This window comes from Mycolicibacterium xanthum (assembly GCF_019710635.1).
Taxonomy (GTDB): Bacteria; Actinomycetota; Actinomycetes; order Mycobacteriales; family Mycobacteriaceae; genus Mycobacterium; species Mycobacterium xanthum.
The window spans coordinates 63,613-78,966 of record NZ_JAIFZS010000061.1; the positions used below are offsets into that span (position 1 = coordinate 63,613).

A 15,354-nucleotide genomic window follows, 5' to 3' on the forward strand; every position below is an offset into this window, starting at 1 on the left:
GCAACAGTGCCCATCATCGAGCAGGTCGGAGCCCGCGAAATCCTCGATTCCCGCGGGAACCCGACAGTCGAGGTCGAGGTGGGCCTGCTGGACGGCACCGTTGCCCGTGCCGCCGTCCCGTCCGGTGCGTCGACCGGCGAGCACGAGGCCGTCGAGCTCCGCGACGGCGGCGCCCGCTACCTGGGTAAGGGTGTGCAGAAGGCGGTCGAGGCGGTGCTGGACGAGATCGCGCCCGCGGTCATCGGCCTCGGCGCCGACGAACAGCGCCTCGTCGACCAGGCGCTGGTCGACCTCGACGGCACCCCGGACAAGTCACGGCTGGGCGCCAACGCGATCCTCGGTGTGTCGCTGGCGGTGGCCAAGGCCGCAGCGCAGTCCGCCGAGCTGCCGTTGTTCCGCTACGTCGGCGGACCCAACGCGCACATCCTGCCGGTCCCGATGATGAACATCATCAACGGCGGCGCGCACGCCGACACCGGCGTCGACGTGCAGGAGTTCATGATCGCCCCGATCGGCGCGCCGAGCTTCAAGGAGGCGCTGCGCTGGGGCGCCGAGGTCTACCACTCGCTGAAGTCGGTGCTCAAGAAGCAGGGCCTGGCCACCGGACTCGGCGACGAGGGCGGGTTCGCGCCCGACCTGCCCGGCACGAAGGCAGCCCTGGACCTGATCGGATCGGCCATCGAGGCGGCCGGTCTCAAGGTGGGTGCCGACGTCGCCCTGGCGCTCGACGTGGCGGCCACCGAGTTCTACACCGACGGGACGGGCTACGCCTTCGAGAAGGAGACCCGCACGGCCGAGCAGATGACGGCCTTCTACGAGGAGCTGCTCGGCGGCTACCCGCTGGTGTCGATCGAGGACCCGCTGTCCGAGGACGACTGGGACGGCTGGGTGACCCTGACCACCGCAATCGGCGACAAGATCCAGATCGTCGGCGACGACCTGTTCGTCACCAACCCCGAACGGCTCGAGGACGGCATCGAGAAGGGGGCCGCCAACGCGCTGCTGGTGAAGGTGAACCAGATCGGCACCCTCACCGAGACGCTCGACGCGGTGTCGCTGGCGCACAACGCCGGGTACAAGACGATGATGAGCCACCGCAGCGGTGAGACCGAGGACACCACGATCGCCGACCTGGCGGTGGCCGTCGGCAGCGGCCAGATCAAGACCGGCGCCCCGGCCCGCAGCGAGCGGGTGGCGAAGTACAACCAGCTGCTGCGCATCGAGGAAGAGCTCGGCGACGCCGCACGCTACGCCGGCGACCTGGCCTTCCCGCGATTCACCCCGGAGACCAAATAGCCCGTGCCCGAACCGAAACGGCCCGACCCGCGGCGGCGGTCCAGCGGGGACGCGCGCAGCCGCAAGGTTCCGGCGTCCCGGCCCGGGAAGCCGGGCCAGGCCGGCGACGACGGACGGACCAAACCGCGGGGGACGTCGCGTCGCGACGGCCGTCCCGCAGATTCGCGGCCGGCGGGCGAGAGCCCGGGCACCGACGCCGAAGACACCACCGACGTCGCAGCCGGCGGCGGGTCGATCCGGGAGATCATCGCGGCGTCCGCGGAGCAGGCGGCCGAGCAGCGCTTCGGGTCGACGGCCCGCCGCGCGGCGATCCTGGCCGCCGTCGTGTGCGTTCTGACGCTGACGATCGCCGGGCCGGTGCGCACCTACTTCGCGCAGCGCACCGAGATGAAGCAACTGCAGGCCGCCGAGGCGCAGCTGCGCGAGCAGATCGCCGACCTCGAGCAGCAGAAGGACAAGCTCGCCGATCCGGTCTTCATCGCCGCGCAGGCCCGGGAACGGCTCGGCTTCGTCATGCCCGGTGACATCCCGTACCAGGTGCAGCTGCCACCCGGCGCGACCGCGCCCGCCGCACCGGTCGACCAGCCGGCCGCATCGAACAGCCGTGACCCCTGGTACACGGCGCTGTGGCACACCGTCGCCGATGCGCCGCACGGCATTTCACCGATGCCACCGCCGGTCCCGCCCGGCCCGCCCGGCCCGCCCGTCGCTCCCGAGCCCGTCGCGCCCGGCGCGCCTGGTGTCCCCGAGCCCGTCGCGCCCGGCGCGCCGCCCCCGCCCGGTGGTTGAGCCGGCCGATCTCGAGGCGATGGCGCGGCAGCTGGGCCGCGAGCCCCGGGGTGTGCTCGAGATCGCCTACCGCTGCCCCAACGGTGAACCGGCGGTGGTCAAGACCGCGCCCCGGTTGCCGGACGGGACACCGTTTCCGACGTTGTACTACCTGACTCATCCGGTGCTCACGGCGGCGGCCAGCCGGCTGGAGTCCTCGGGGCTGATGCGTGACATGACCGATCGGCTGGCGCAGGATCCGGAGCTGGCCGCCGCCTACCGCCGGGCGCACGAGTCGTATCTGGCCGAACGCGACGCGATCGAGCCGCTGGGGACGACGTTCTCCGGTGGCGGGATGCCCGACCGGGTGAAGTGTCTGCATGTGGTGATCGCCCATGCGCTGGCGAAAGGACCGGGTGTGAACCCGTTCGGTGACGAAGCCCTGGCGGTGCTGGCATCCGAACCCGCGATGGCGGGGATTCTCGATCCGGAGCGGTGGGCGTGAGCCGGGTGGCCGCCGTCGACTGCGGCACCAACTCGATCCGGCTGCTGATCGCCGATGTCAACGACCCGGCCGACGGTCGGCTTCGCGACGTGCACCGGGAGATGCGCATCGTTCGCCTCGGCCAGGGCGTCGACGCCACCGGGCAGTTCGCGCCAGATGCGTTGATGCGCACGAAGATCGCCCTGGCCGACTACGCGGAGCTGATGCGCCGCCACGATGTCGGGGCGGTGCGGATGGTCGCGACGTCGGCGGCCCGCGACGTCGCCAACCGGGAGGCCTTCTTCACGATGACCTCCGAGGTTCTGGGCTCGGTCGTGCCCGGCGCGGTCGCCGAGGTGATCACCGGCGCCGCCGAGGCGGAGCTGTCGTTCCGCGGCGCGGTCGGTGAATTAGACCCGGCTGCAGCGCCTTTCGTCGTCGTCGACCTGGGTGGCGGCTCCACCGAGGTGGTGCTCGGGTCGGCGGACTTCGAAGAGGTGGTGGCCGGCTACTCGGCCGACATCGGTTGCGTGCGCCTGACCGAGCGCTGCCTGCACTCCGATCCGCCGACCGGGGAGGAGATCGCCGCCGCACGGGCAGTGGTCCGCGAGCGCCTCGGGGAGGCGCTGCGGTCGGTGCCCGTCGAACGTGCCCGAACCTGGGTCGGAGTCGCGGGAACGATGACCACGCTGGCGGCCCTGGCGCTGAAGATGACCACCTACGACTCCGAGGCCATCCATCTGTCCCGGGTGGGTTTCGGCGACCTGCTGCGGGTGTGCGCCGAGCTGCTGGCAATGACCCGCGCCCAGCGGGCGGTCCTCGGCCCGATGCACGAGGGACGGGTAGATGTCATCGGCGGGGGCGCCATCGTGGTGCAGGAACTCGCCGCGGCGCTCGGGGAGAAGGCGGGCATCACCGAGCTGGTGGTCAGCGAACACGACATTCTCGACGGGATTGCGCTGTCGATCGGGTGAGCCGCCCGGTGGGAGCTAATGTGCGGCGTGGATCCGGGCCCGTCCGGCTGACTTGGTCGGGTCGTGCTGGCCGCCGAGGGTGACCGCCAGCAGCAGCATCACCAGGCCGAGGATCAGGTGCAGCCAGTTGTCCGCGCCGTTGAGCGGGACGACGTGGGCCTGGCTGCCGCGTTCCACCAGCAGCCCGTAGAGCCACAGCCCGAGGTAGAGGGCCCCACCGAGCAGCAGATAACCGCGTGCCCCCCCGTAGGTGCGGGCCAGCCAGAAGCCCGCGGTGCCGACCGCGAGGTGAAACAGGTTCAGCAGCACCGACAGCGCGAACACGCCGAACAGCAGAGCGCCGGAACGGTGTCCGCCCACCACCAGCTGGTCGAAGTGCGTGGTCGCGCCGGGGACGAAACCCAGTGCTCCCAGGACCGTGAGCCCGACCGCGACCATCAGTGCGGCGCCCTGCACCGCCATGTACCTCGGGGTCTGCGCCATCGCCGCGCCTCCTCCACGTCTACAATTGACGTGCATAGTGAGGAAGTACCCACCCCGCCCCCGCGGATAACGCCGCGGGCGCGATCCGGGTCAGGGTCGCAGCAGCGGCGTCAGCGCGTCGAGCACCGACGGGTCCTCGATCGTCGAGGGCACCGGTTCGTCACGGCCCGCGGCGATGCCGCGCAGCGTCTTGCGCAGGATCTTGCCCGACCGGGTCTTGGGCAGCGCCGGAACAACGTCGACCAGCTTGAACGCCGCCACCGCGCCGATCTCGTCGCGCACCAGCCGCACCAGTTCCTCGGCCAGACCGTCGGTCGTCGCGCCCGCCTTGATGACGACCAGCCCGCGCGGGGCCTGCCCCTTGATCTCGTCGGGCACACCGATCACCGCGCACTCCGCCACCGACGGATGGGTGGCCAGCACCTCCTCGATCGCGCCCGTCGACAGCCGGTGCCCGGCCACGTTGATGACGTCGTCGATGCGGCCCATCACGAACAGGTAGCCGTCCTCGTCGAAACGGCCGCCGTCACCGGTCAGGTAGTAGCCGGGGTGCTCGGACAGATAGGACGCCTCGTAGCGGGCCTCGGCGTTCCACAGCGTCGGCAGCGTGCCGGGAGGCAGCGGCAGCCTGATGCAGATGGCGCCCTCCTCGCCGGCTTCGCAACGGTAGCCGTCGTCGTGCAGGATGTGGATGTCGTAGCCGGGCATCGGCACCGTCGGCGACCCGGGCTTGATCGGAAGTTGCTCGGTGCCCATCGGATTGGCCGCGATCGCCCAGCCGGTCTCGGTCTGCCACCAGTGGTCGATCACCGGGATGCCGAGCTGGTCGGTGGCCCAGTGATACGTGTCGGGGTCCAGCCGCTCGCCGGCCAGGAACAGGTATTTCAGCGCCGACAGGTCGTAGTCGGCCAGGTACTTGCCCTCCGGGTCCTCCTTGCGGATCGCGCGGATCGCGGTCGGCGCGGTGAACAGCGCCTTCACGTCGTGTTCGGAGGCGACCCGCCAGAACGCGCCGGGGTCGGGGGTGCCCACCGGCTTGCCCTCGTAGAGCACGGTGGTGGCGCCCAACAGCAGCGGCGCGTAGACGATGTAGGAGTGGCCGACCACCCACCCGACGTCGGAGGCCGCCCAGAACACCTCGCCCGGGTTGAGGTCGTAGATGTGGCGCATGCTCCACAGCAGCGCGACCGCGTGCCCGCCGTTGTCGCGCACGATGCCCTTGGGCTTACCCGTGGTGCCCGACGTGTAGAGCACGTAGAGCGGGTCGGTGGCCGCCACCGGAACGGGGTCGACGGGCTGCGCGCCCGCCATCACGTCGGCCCAGTCCAGGTCGCGGCCCTCGATCAGCTCGCAGCGATGCCGATCACGTTGCACCACAACGCAATGCGCCGGCGGGTGCTCGGTCATCGCGATCGCGGCGTCGAGCATCGGCTTGTACTCGACCACGCGCGCCGGCTCGATACCGCAGGATGCCGACACGATCACCGTCGGCCGGACGTCGTCGATGCGTACCGCCAGCTCGTGCGGGGCGAAGCCGCCGAACACCACCGAGTGCACCGCGCCCAGCCGGGCGCAAGCGAGCATCGCGATGACCGCCTCGGGGATCATCGGCATGTAGATGACGACACGGTCGCCCTTGCCGACGCCCAGGCTGCGCAGCGCCCCGGCGAAGCGTGCGGTCTGCTCGAGCAGCTCCGCATAGGAGTAGGTCCGTTTGGTGTCGGTGACCGCGGAGTCGTAGATGAGCGCGAGCTGGTCGGCCCGTCCGCCGTCGACGTGGCGGTCCAGTGCGTTGGCGCACGTGTTGAGCTCGGCGTCGGGGAACCAGCGGTAGAACGGGGGATGGCCGTCGTCGAGGATCCGCTGCGGGTGGCGGGTCCAGGAGACCGCGCTCGCGGCGTCGGCCCAGAAGGCCGAGGGATCGTTGATGCTGGCGTCGAACAGGTCGCGGTACCCGGGCATACCCGAACCGTATCGCGTGCCGATTAGTCTCGGGGCAATGACCAGCGAACCCCCCTCCATTCGGGCAGTGCGCCGGCACTATGTGGAAGCCCGCGGGGTGCGGTTCCACGTGACCGAGGCTGGTCCGGAGGGCGGCCGCCCGGTACTGGCGCTGCACGGCTGGCCGCAACACCACGGGGTGTATCACGATCTGCTGGCCGATCCGCCCGAGGGCATGCGGATCATCGCGCCAGATCTGCCCGGCTACGGATGGTCGGGCCCCGCGCCACACCGCTGGGCCAAGGAGGATGTGGCAAGCGATGTGGTGGCGCTGATGGACGAGATGGGTCTGCAGCGCGTGCTGCTGGTCGGCCACGACTGGGGCGGCTACATCGGGCATCTGCTGACGCTGCGGGTGCCCGAACGCATCGAGGGCTACCTGGCGCTCAACATCGCCCACCCGTGGGTCACGTCGAAGACCCTGGCCCCGCACTTCTGGCGTTTTCTGCGGTACCAGCCGATGGTGGCGTTCGCCGGGGTGCCGCTGCAGCGGCGCACCAAGTTTCTGGAGAAGCTGATCTTCCGGGTGGCTGCACCCAGCCTCGATGCCGAGACGGTGCGTGTCTACTCCGAACGCTTCCGCGACCCGGTGGTCGCACGCAGCGCACGTGACACCTACCGCACGTTCCTGGTGAAGGAGATCCCGGGCGGGGCGCGCAACGGTGAGCGGCGACGCTCGACGGTGCCGACGCGGGCGCTGTTCGGCCGCGACGACGCCGCCATCCACCCCGATCTGGCCGCGGCGGAGACCGCCCGCGCCGAGGACTACACCCTCGAGCTGGTCGACGCCGGGCATTTCATCATCGACGAACGTCCGGATCTGGTGCGGGCCAGACTGATCGCGCTGGCGGCTGAAGCACCCGTGGCATAGCCGCTTCCCGCGAGTTCCCGCGGGTTCCCGCGGAATAGCGTTCCGGGTTGCGATCCGCGCGGTGAGCACAGCCGTGGCCTCTCACTCGCCGCGAGCGGGCGTCAGCGGGCGATCACGCCCTCAGCGCGGGCGTCGGCCACCGTGCGCTCCCAGGCGCATTCGCCGGCGCCGAGCACGACGAGCGCGGTCAGCAGCGCCACCGAAGAGATCGCCCAGTAGGCCAGCGGCGAGGCCGCGGCCGACGTGGCCAGCAGCATCACACCGATGCTGGCGAAGAAGATGAGAACGGCGCCACCCCAGACCCGGCGGGAGCCGGTTGCGGCAGCCTGCTTGATGTCGATTGTGCGAGCCATGACTCCACCGTGCGGGCGTGTTCTGAGAGCGTGCTCGCCGAAAGCTGTGGATTGGCTTTGAGATCTTCTTGTGATCAGGTGGGCGGCGGCTCGGCGGTCACCGCGCGGTAGCCGTGCGCGCCGGCGCGCTGCACCGCGGCGCGCACGATTCCCCAGGTCACACCCTGCAAGGCCGCAGCGATCATCACGGCCGACAATGGTTGCTTGAGGTCCTGTGGGTCGGGTGGTTCGGCCTCACCGACGCGTTTCCAGATCTGGCCGAACACCGCCCCGGCCAGCAGGCCGCCGGCGATGCTGGCGGCCGTCGACAGCGGTGTGTACAGCGATCTCGAGATGTCACTCACGCTTACTCCAATTCTTCTGCGGCACAACACGTGGCGTGGTCATGTCTACCCGGGTCGTGGCTGGTCAAACGCGTTGGGCGCGGCCGGTCCGTGCATCCCGGCCCGGTGCGGTGCGAGGATCGGGTGATGGAGGGCGACGATCCCGTCCTGCGCAACGAGACCGCGAGCGAGCGGCTGGACCGCAACTGGACCAGCCTGCTGCAGGAGCTGCGGGTGGTGCAGACCGGTGTGCAATTGCTGACCGGGTTCCTGCTGACCCTGCCGTTCCAATCCCGGTTCGACATGCTCAGCGACGCCATGCAGATGCTGTATCTGGCCACCGTGAGCGCGGCGGTGGTGTCGACGGCCCTGCTCATCGCGCCCGTGGCGATGCACCGACTGCTGTTCCGGCGCCGTCGGCTCGCATCGCTGGTCACCGCCGCGCACCGCTGCGCGTATGCCGGCCTGTTGCTGCTCGGCCTCGCGGTGGCCGGGATGACGATCATCATCTTCGACGTGGTGGCAGGTCGGCCCGCGGCGTTGTTCGCCGGGGCGTGTGCGCTGGTGTTGTTCGTGGCGTTTTGGCTGGTCGCTCCTATGACGATGCGCATGCACGACGAGTCCTGAGCGGCCACCGGACGCCGTGGTTTGGTGCGCGGCTGACCGGGCACCCGATCGTCGGTGACCAATCGCGAGGAGGTGGATCCGTGCCCAACGCATCGATCAAGAACGAGAAGCTCTACGACGATCTTCGCCGCGAGGGCAACTCGAAGGAGAAATCGGCCCGCATCGCCAATGCGGCCGCCGCACGAGGCAAGTCCGCGCTGGGACGCAAGGGGGGCAAGGCCGGCTCCTATGACGACTGGACGGTCGGCGACCTACGGCAGCGCGCCAAAGAGCTCGGGTTGTCGGGATACTCCCGGATGACCAAGGGCAAGCTGATCGACGCGCTGCGCAATCACTGACGCCCGCGCCGCGGAGCTCGGGGTCGGCCGTAGGATCAGCGGCTGGCCCCCATAGCCCAATTGGCAGAGGCAGCGGACTTAAAATCCGCCCAGTGTCGGTTCGAGTCCGACTGGGGGCACTGTGAAGGCCCGTGGGAGTTATTGGGGGTAACCCAGACTCCAGCCCCGGTAGGTCCAATTGAACCCCACATGGGGGCTCGGCAGAATCTGGATGTTGTGCCCGTCGCCGTACCCCCGCTTGAGCCCTTGGACCCCTCCGGAGATGTATTTCCCGTCACCGAGGGCGATGTCGATGTGGGCGCCGTACGGGCTCTTGCTGAAGACAAGTGCTCCCCGCGGAGGATCCATGTCGGTGTGTATCTGACCTTGTCGAAGGAGGGTTTGGTACATGGTTTCGGCGGCGCCGTCCCAGCCGTACTGAGCCTGCGGCACGTCGTAGGCGTAGGCCACGAAAGCCTCGCATCCGTATGGGCCGAACTGGTCTGACCCGAGCGCGCTTTCGGCCTTGGCGATGGCAGCCTCCGCCCCCGGGATCGTGTCAGCGGAGGCGCCAGGTGCGAACACGAGTGCGGCAGCAAGCTGAACGGAAGAAAGCAACAGACTGAATCGGGCGTTCAACTCGTGGCTCCGTTCCCGCGGTGCGCATGTCGGGTGCGCTGAGCGGGTGACTTGATCGGCTCGTGCGGGCTCCCAACTCCTCGCTTCACACAAAATTGGTGTCTTGTTCAGGTGTTGCTCAGATACCCATCGTGCGTTAGTCAAAACTGCTATGCAACCGGGGCGCAAACCCAGAAGTCACGGCCGGTTCGAGTCCCTCTATCAGCACTTGTTGAGCAGCCCAGCGTCCACCGGCACGACGGTGCCGGTGACGTACCGAGCGTCGTCGGATGCAAGCCACGCGACCGCATTGGCTACGTCGCGGGCCTCGACATAGTCGACCGGGATCGCATTCTCGAGCGAGCGTGCGATGGCCGGCTCGAACTTCTTCAGCATGCTGAGATCGCCATTGTTCGCCATCGGTGTCGCGACGGTCGTCGGCGCCACGCTGTTGACTCGAATATAATGGGGTGCAAGATAATTCGCGTAAGTGCGCATGATGCCGATGACGCCGTGCTTGGCGGCGGTGTACCCCAGCATCCCGCCGGAGACGACAGGGGCGCCGATGAGGCCGCCGGTCGAACTGGTCAGGATGATCGAACCGCCTCGGTCCTGCGTGAGCATGGTCGGCACGGCAACGCGCACGGTGTTCCAGACGCCCTTCATGTTGACGTTCACGACGTCATCCCATTGTTCGTCGTCAGTACTTTGGCCGCCCGGACCGATTCCGGCATTGGCGACCACAATGTCGACTCCGCCGAGCGCGGCCACCCCGTCGTCGAACGCCTTCTGAAGCGCCGGGAAATCTGTGACATCGGCCTCACGGGCCACAATGCGCCGGCCAAGGGACTCGACCTGCCGCACGGTTTCGGCGAGGTCTTCCGGCTCCGACATCTTGTAGACCACGGTCGGGTATTGCGCGCACACGTCGATCGCGATGATGTCGGCGCCCTCCTCCGCGAGGCGCACCGCGTGTGCGCGGCCCTGACCCCGGGCGGCCCCACTGATGAAAGCGACCTTGCCGTCGAGCTTTCCCATAACCGCTCCTGTCCAGATATCCGCGGCCCCCCCGGGGTCGCACGCTCTCAGCTTGAGCGGTCGCTCAAATATCCGCAAGGATGAATCCAGCTTTCGTGCGAATGGGTCACCGAGAAAAACTTTGAGAAACGGAGACGACGACTACACAAGATGGGTGTCGACCGGGCCGCTGAGGCTGTCGGACGTGACAGGAGCGAACGGCACCGGCGGTTTAGGTGGTTCCAATTTCATGTGCTGGTTACGAAGTACAGTTGCGGTCACGGCACGAGGAGGCCGCCATGTCACAGACTGTTGATCGTCTGCCGAGCTGGAACGCCGGATCGGTCAAAGCGGCGATTGTCGAGTTTATTGAGCGGTCGTCCGATGAGGCGTCCGCCGACTTCGTCGCACCGGCAGATCGGCTGGCGGCCTTCGACAACGACGGAACCCTGTGGGTCGAACAACCGATGCCACCGCAGGCACCGTTCCTGTTGAACAAGTTGGTCGGAGTGGTGCGCGACGACCCCTCGCTGGCCGACCGCGAACCGTACCGGTCGATTGTCAACCAGGACTCCGAGTTCCTCGGCGGGGTCACCCGTCAGGAGCCCTGGGCGGTCGAACTGTTCCTCCAGGGCATCGGCGAGGCATGGGAAGGCACCTCCCCGGAGGATTACGACGCCGAGGTTTGTGCGTTCGTGGCGTCATACCGCGACGAGAAGTTCGACAAGCGGTGCACCGAGTTGGTATACCAGCCGATGTTGGAGCTGTTCGATCTGCTGCGGGCCCACCAGTGGCGGATCTTCGTCTGCTCCGGCGGCGGCCGGGACTTCATGCGGGTGATCGCCGAGGACACCTGGGGATCCTTCAGGAGAACGTGATCGGCTCGGCACCGGAGTGGACCTACCGCGACGGGCGACTCGTTCGCCAGAACGTGATGCACGGCGAACTCGCCTTGGGTCCGGGCAAGCCGTCGCACCTGTTCGCCCGAACCGGCCGGTTGCCCCGCTTCGCCGCCGGCAACGGTGACGTCGACATCGAGATGCTGGACGTGGCCCAATTCGCCTTGGTGCTCGTGCACGACGATCCCGAGCGCGAACACGCCTACACCGCCGGCGCCGATCGGATCCTCCATGTCGGCGCTCAACGCGGATGGACGATGGCCAGCATCAAGAACGACTGGAGCACCGTGTTCGCCGAAGATAAGGAACAGCACCTTGACTGACAGCGCCATGTTCAGCACCGATCCGGACGTCCATCCCTACACCCATCTCGACTTCAAGAACGATCCCGACGAGTTTCACTTCGCGGTACTGGCCGACAATTCAGGAGGTCCTCGTCGAGGCGTTGTTGCTGCAGGGCTTCGCATGTTGAACTTGCTTCATCCCGAGTTCGTCGTCAATCTCGGTGATCTGGTCGAGGGATACACCGCACCAGACGGTACTCCTGCGACCGAAGAGACCTACCGGGAGTGGTGGCGGGAGTTCGACGGATATGTCGAGGTGCTCGAGATGCCGTTCTTCTACCTTCCCGACAATCACGACCTCAACAACCCGCCGTCGGTGAAGGTGTGGCATGAACGGTTCGGCGGAGAGCGCGAGTACTACCACTTCCGCTATAAGGACGCCCTCTTTCTGATGGTCAACACCGAGGATCCACCCAAAGACACCGACGCCCTGCTCGAGAACGATCCGGTCCGGGCGAAGATGCTCGCCGACGCCTACAAAGCCGTGAAAGCTGCTGTCGGAGAAGGTGCCAGCACCGCGAAGCTGATGGAGCTCGCCGAGCCGATTGAGTCGTACTTCGGCACGATCAACATCAGCGACCAACAAGTCGACTACTTCCGTCGAGTTCTCGCGGACAATACGGACGTGCGCTGGGTTTTCGTGATGATGCACTCGCCGGCCTGGTGCAGCGCGACCGGCGAGGAACGAGACCCCGCGAACTTCGCTCGCATCGAGGAGCTGCTCACGGACCGCGACTACACGGTGTTTGCCGCCCACACCCACACCTATGACTACACCCAGCGGTTCGGCCGCGACTACATCACCACCGCAATGACAGGCGCGATGAACGTTCCACGGCACGGCGCGATCGATCATGTCGTCTGGGTCACCATGACCAGAAACGGCCCAAAGATCGCCAACTTGCTTCTGAACGGCATCCTCGACAAGCACGGCCCCATTGAAGGCGACCACACCGTCGAGTTCGGGATGTACAGCCCAGATCGATAACAACCGTTGCAGGAAGGACGACCGGAATCCGTATCGATCGTCTCTTCTGTTATGGGACAACGCCATAAGCTCCATCATCGGCCATCCACGATCTGTGGGATCGATCTCATCGAGCACCAGCTGGAGTCGAATGGCTACTTGTGAGCCGTTCCGGCGCGTGAACGGTTCCCCGATATTTGGGTGTCTCCCATCGATGGCTCATCCCGGTGCGGAAAACGCTCTCTGACTCGTCCCGGCGTTTCCGGAGCTTCCGGCAGAACCAGGCGATTCACAAAGCCCAACGGTCTTCACCTGGCTTCGCCCCTGTAATCCGGCGTTCCCTTGCCTGAGGCTGTGACTGCAGCCTTCCCAAGCAGTGAGGCCGGCCATCGCCCGCCATCGTGCGGTGTTCAGCTGTAAAGGGGTTTCCGGCCCTGTATGAGAGAGCTCTCACGTTCCTCTCCTCCGGGGGTCACATCGGTGCAGGAATCTGGAATGCGAACGCGGAAGTATCGCGACACGAAATGAAGGAAAAGGTGTTGTGCTGCAAGACATAATGCGTACTGCGCCCTCGATCCGGCCCGCCCCCGAAGCGGTGACGCCGACCCAGATGCGAGCGCTTCAAGACTCCCGCCACCACACGGACAAGGCGGAGTCGGGAGGGCGGGTTGCGACTCTCGACGGGGTAGCACTCTTCACCGACCGAAGCGATGGGGCGCGCCGACCTCGCCTCAGTTGCACGCATCCGCCTTATGGCTCGGCTGGCGGACGCCCGGGATTGCCGTTGGGCGCGATGGTCATGGCATGAACAGTGAATTGATCAGCGCAGATGTCGTGATCATCGGCGCGGGGCCGGCCGGGATGGCAGCGGCGGCGTCCGCGTCACGGGCTGGGGCCTCGGTCATCGTCGTGGAGTCGGGGAGTCGCCTCGGCGGCAACGCGGTCCGCTCGAACGGATACCTTGCTTTCGTCGATTCCGATGCGGCCGCACGGGACGCGTTCGTTGCCGACGCCCGTGCCGCCTACCGCCAAGCCGCAGACGAGTACGGATTGGTCTGGGACGAGCCGGCGATCCGGCAGTTCGCCGCCGCGAGCGCGACGACCTACCGGATCCTGACCCGCCGCGGCGTGCGGTTCAGTCGCAGGGTGCCCAGACCGGAACACAGCGTCGACCGGATCCAGGCGGTGGTGGACCCTGTCATGTTTGGCCGGGCCTACGCACCCGACTTCGCGCAGACCGCCGTCCGCACCGAATTCGGTGTTCGCGCAGAGCGGCTCATCGTCGAGGAAGGCCGCATCGCCGGTGTGATCGCCCACCGTATCGAGGGCGGGATGCCGTTGACCGTTCGCGCGCGGCGGGCGGTGGTGTTGGCCACCGGTGGCTACCAGGCCGGCCACCGGTTGCGGGCGCGCTACCAGTCGTTTGCCTCGGCCCAGTCGTCTTATTTCGGTACACCGGACTGCCGCGGCGACGGCCACGTGATGGGCAGCATCGTCGGCGGAGATCTGGTCAACATGGCATACCTTCCCCCGACGGTGCTGGCCGCCTCGACCGTGGTGGAAAACGCCATCGCGGTCAACTCCGTCGGCGCGCGGTTCCACGATGAGACCGGCCCCTTCGCGGATCGGGTCGCAGCGCTGCGCCAACAGGACCAGCGCCGCGCCTGGTACCTCCTCGACGAGCAGGTGGCGCGGTCGCAGGCCCACCTCATCGAGCAGATGCCCCAGCCCCCGACCCGTGTCACCAACGTCGCGGAGTTGGTCGCAATCCTGCAGGTGCCCGCTGAGCGGCTCACCGCCACCATCGGCGAATGGAACAACTTCCTGGCCTCCACGGCGATCAGCGACCCACAGTTCGGGCGCACCGCCCTGCCGCAGGGACGGCGCGCCTTGGGCGAGCACCTGCTGGCGGTGCCCATGGTTGAAGGTGTGAACATCTCCTGCGGTGGATTCCGCACCACGACGCGGATGCAGGTGATCGACGTCTTCGGCGCAATGATCCCGGGCCTCTACGCCGCCGGGGACACCACCGCAGGACTCAACGCCGCCGCCGGCATGGTCGGGCTGCACATCAGCGGCGCTTTCACCCAGGGCCGTATCGCCGGACACGCGGCCGCCGCCGCAAGACCCGACATCTCCGACTACGGCAACCTTCTCGCCACACCACCCACTTGCACGCGTCTCGCCACTGCCGGGGCAGATCGCGTCACACCGGCATCTTCGGGGCATCGCTGACGAACCGGCCTTGCAGGCATTGACACGCGTCCGCCTACCCGCCTCGGCCACCGGTAGCTAACAGCCGCGAGCAAATCTCGTCGCGGCGTCAACGCGGCGACCGGGGGCGATTCCAGGGCGAATCGAGCCCGTACCGCAGCCGTACCGGCAACGCTCAAAAACGCTGTCTTGCAGTCAATATGATCGCTTCAGCGAACCGTTTCGCCTGGTCGCCGAAACCCGGACCGGAGTTCTTATAATCCGCCCAGTGTCGGTTCGAGTCCGACTGGGGCACACGAAACGCGCTGTTAGGAGGAGTTTTCAGCGGTCGTCGTCCGGCTTCGGAGCCGGACTCGGTGTCACGAGTTGTCACAACCCGACCCAACCTCGTCCCGGCGTCCTTCGGGGCGGCGTTTTGGCTGTGCGCGTAGACCGCCATCGTGAACGCCGCGCTGGCGCGTCCCAGCCAGGTCGCGATCACCGCTACCGGCACACCGCGCAGATGCATGAGCGCGGCGCAACTATAGCGGGCGTCATGGGGCCGCACCCGCTCGATCTTCAACTCGTCGAGCAACTTGCCCCACCTGAACGTCAGCAGGTTCGGGTGGTACGGCTGACCGAACTCGTCGCTGGCGACGTACTCCCCGGACCCGTACCCGGCACCGAACGCAAGCGGCTCGGCAGTCTGGCGCTTGCGGGCGGCTTTGAGGACGTCCAGGCCGTTTACCCGGACACCAGGTATGCCCTGTGCAGGTTGTAGTAGGACACGTCGCCCATCAGCTGCATCTCCTCGTCGAA

General features: G+C 67.4%; 18 protein-coding genes and 1 tRNA gene. 12 read left to right on the top strand and 7 right to left on the bottom strand.

All coding sequences use genetic code 11. From position 1 onward, the window contains the following. The first annotated feature begins 6 nt into the window (after nucleotides 1–6). From eno to JDV09_RS22050, 4 genes are read left to right on the top strand one after another with little or no spacing between them, the layout of a single operon-like run. A complete protein-coding gene (gene eno / locus JDV09_RS22035; RefSeq protein WP_221371261.1) occupies nucleotides 7–1,296 on the top strand; it encodes a phosphopyruvate hydratase in 1,290 nt (429 codons plus the stop codon). Between the two features lie 3 nt (nucleotides 1,297–1,299). Continuing rightward, nucleotides 1,300–2,085: an FtsB family cell division protein gene (locus tag JDV09_RS22040; RefSeq protein WP_221371262.1), complete on the top strand. Its 786-nt coding sequence runs from the start codon at nucleotides 1,300–1,302 to the stop codon at nucleotides 2,083–2,085. Next, the gene (locus JDV09_RS22045; RefSeq protein ID WP_221371263.1) at nucleotides 2,078–2,569 is read left to right on the top strand and encodes a DUF501 domain-containing protein; all 492 of its coding nucleotides are present in this window, start codon (nucleotides 2,078–2,080) and stop codon (nucleotides 2,567–2,569) included. The genes JDV09_RS22040 and JDV09_RS22045 overlap by 8 nt, the downstream gene beginning before the upstream one ends. Beyond that, nucleotides 2,566–3,522 carry a Ppx/GppA phosphatase family protein gene (locus JDV09_RS22050; RefSeq protein WP_308124204.1) on the top strand — a complete coding sequence of 319 codons (957 nt, stop codon included), beginning with the start codon at nucleotides 2,566–2,568 and terminating at the stop codon, nucleotides 3,520–3,522. The genes JDV09_RS22045 and JDV09_RS22050 overlap by 4 nt, the downstream gene beginning before the upstream one ends. Before the next feature lie 15 nt (nucleotides 3,523–3,537). Here JDV09_RS22050 and JDV09_RS22055 read toward each other — a convergent pair whose 3' ends face one another. Continuing rightward, complete coding sequence (locus tag JDV09_RS22055) at nucleotides 3,538–4,005, bottom strand: DUF4383 domain-containing protein (RefSeq protein WP_221371265.1); 468 nt, start codon at nucleotides 4,003–4,005, stop codon at nucleotides 3,538–3,540. Nucleotides 4,006–4,095: 90 nt separating this feature from the next. Further along, nucleotides 4,096–5,967, bottom strand: a complete 1,872-nt coding sequence (locus JDV09_RS22060) for a propionyl-CoA synthetase (RefSeq protein WP_221371266.1) — start codon at nucleotides 5,965–5,967, stop codon at nucleotides 4,096–4,098. Between the two features lie 37 nt (nucleotides 5,968–6,004). On the opposite strand from JDV09_RS22060, the gene JDV09_RS22065 reads away from it, so the two are divergent. Further along, nucleotides 6,005–6,877 carry an alpha/beta fold hydrolase gene (locus JDV09_RS22065; RefSeq protein WP_221371267.1) on the top strand — a complete coding sequence of 291 codons (873 nt, stop codon included), beginning with the start codon at nucleotides 6,005–6,007 and terminating at the stop codon, nucleotides 6,875–6,877. A 101-nt stretch (nucleotides 6,878–6,978) separates the two neighbouring features. Here JDV09_RS22065 and JDV09_RS22070 read toward each other — a convergent pair whose 3' ends face one another. Together JDV09_RS22070 and JDV09_RS22075 are read right to left on the bottom strand one after the other, a co-directional pair. Continuing rightward, nucleotides 6,979–7,230, bottom strand: a complete 252-nt coding sequence (locus JDV09_RS22070) for a hypothetical protein (RefSeq protein ID WP_221371268.1) — start codon at nucleotides 7,228–7,230, stop codon at nucleotides 6,979–6,981. Nucleotides 7,231–7,304: 74 nt separating this feature from the next. Next, nucleotides 7,305–7,574 carry a DUF4235 domain-containing protein gene (locus JDV09_RS22075; protein ID WP_221371269.1) on the bottom strand — a complete coding sequence of 90 codons (270 nt, stop codon included), beginning with the start codon at nucleotides 7,572–7,574 and terminating at the stop codon, nucleotides 7,305–7,307. A gap of 126 nt (nucleotides 7,575–7,700) precedes the next feature. On the opposite strand from JDV09_RS22075, the gene JDV09_RS22080 reads away from it, so the two are divergent. The 3 genes from JDV09_RS22080 to JDV09_RS22090 all read left to right on the top strand — a co-directional run bounded on the left by JDV09_RS22080 (nucleotide 7,701) and on the right by JDV09_RS22090 (nucleotide 8,637). Then, nucleotides 7,701–8,180: a DUF6328 family protein gene (locus tag JDV09_RS22080; protein WP_221371270.1), complete on the top strand. Its 480-nt coding sequence runs from the start codon at nucleotides 7,701–7,703 to the stop codon at nucleotides 8,178–8,180. Between the two features lie 80 nt (nucleotides 8,181–8,260). Beyond that, complete coding sequence (locus JDV09_RS22085) at nucleotides 8,261–8,518, top strand: DUF7218 family protein (RefSeq protein ID WP_221371271.1); 258 nt, start codon at nucleotides 8,261–8,263, stop codon at nucleotides 8,516–8,518. Between the two features lie 45 nt (nucleotides 8,519–8,563). Beyond that, a tRNA-Leu gene (locus JDV09_RS22090) sits at nucleotides 8,564–8,637 on the top strand. A gap of 19 nt (nucleotides 8,638–8,656) precedes the next feature. On the opposite strand, the gene JDV09_RS22095 is transcribed toward JDV09_RS22090, so the two are convergent. Further along, entirely contained in the window at nucleotides 8,657–9,082 is a 426-nt protein-coding gene (locus JDV09_RS22095) for a hypothetical protein (protein ID WP_308124205.1), read from the bottom strand. A gap of 255 nt (nucleotides 9,083–9,337) precedes the next feature. Then, nucleotides 9,338–10,153: a mycofactocin-coupled SDR family oxidoreductase gene (locus JDV09_RS22100; RefSeq protein WP_221371273.1), complete on the bottom strand. Its 816-nt coding sequence runs from the start codon at nucleotides 10,151–10,153 to the stop codon at nucleotides 9,338–9,340. A 278-nt stretch (nucleotides 10,154–10,431) separates the two neighbouring features. On the opposite strand from JDV09_RS22100, the gene JDV09_RS22105 reads away from it, so the two are divergent. The 4 genes from JDV09_RS22105 (at nucleotide 10,432) to JDV09_RS22120 (ending at nucleotide 14,577) form a co-directional block, all read left to right on the top strand. After that, complete coding sequence (locus JDV09_RS22105) at nucleotides 10,432–11,010, top strand: HAD family hydrolase (RefSeq protein WP_221371274.1); 579 nt, start codon at nucleotides 10,432–10,434, stop codon at nucleotides 11,008–11,010. Beyond that, nucleotides 11,007–11,354 carry a hypothetical protein gene (locus JDV09_RS22110; protein WP_221371275.1) on the top strand — a complete coding sequence of 116 codons (348 nt, stop codon included), beginning with the start codon at nucleotides 11,007–11,009 and terminating at the stop codon, nucleotides 11,352–11,354. Before JDV09_RS22105 ends, JDV09_RS22110 begins: the two co-directional genes overlap by 4 nt. Then, a complete protein-coding gene (locus tag JDV09_RS22115) occupies nucleotides 11,347–12,363 on the top strand; it encodes a metallophosphoesterase family protein (RefSeq protein WP_221371276.1) in 1,017 nt (338 codons plus the stop codon). Before JDV09_RS22110 ends, JDV09_RS22115 begins: the two co-directional genes overlap by 8 nt. 783 nt (nucleotides 12,364–13,146) lie before the next feature. Then, on the top strand, nucleotides 13,147–14,577 hold the full coding sequence (locus JDV09_RS22120; protein WP_221371277.1) for an FAD-dependent oxidoreductase: 1,431 nt from the start codon (nucleotides 13,147–13,149) through the stop codon (nucleotides 14,575–14,577). Nucleotides 14,578–14,731: 154 nt separating this feature from the next. Here the strand turns inward: JDV09_RS22120 and JDV09_RS22125 are convergent. Further along, nucleotides 14,732–15,354: tyrosine-type recombinase/integrase (locus JDV09_RS22125; RefSeq protein ID WP_372453001.1), on the bottom strand; the 623-nt coding region annotated here is incomplete at its 5' end.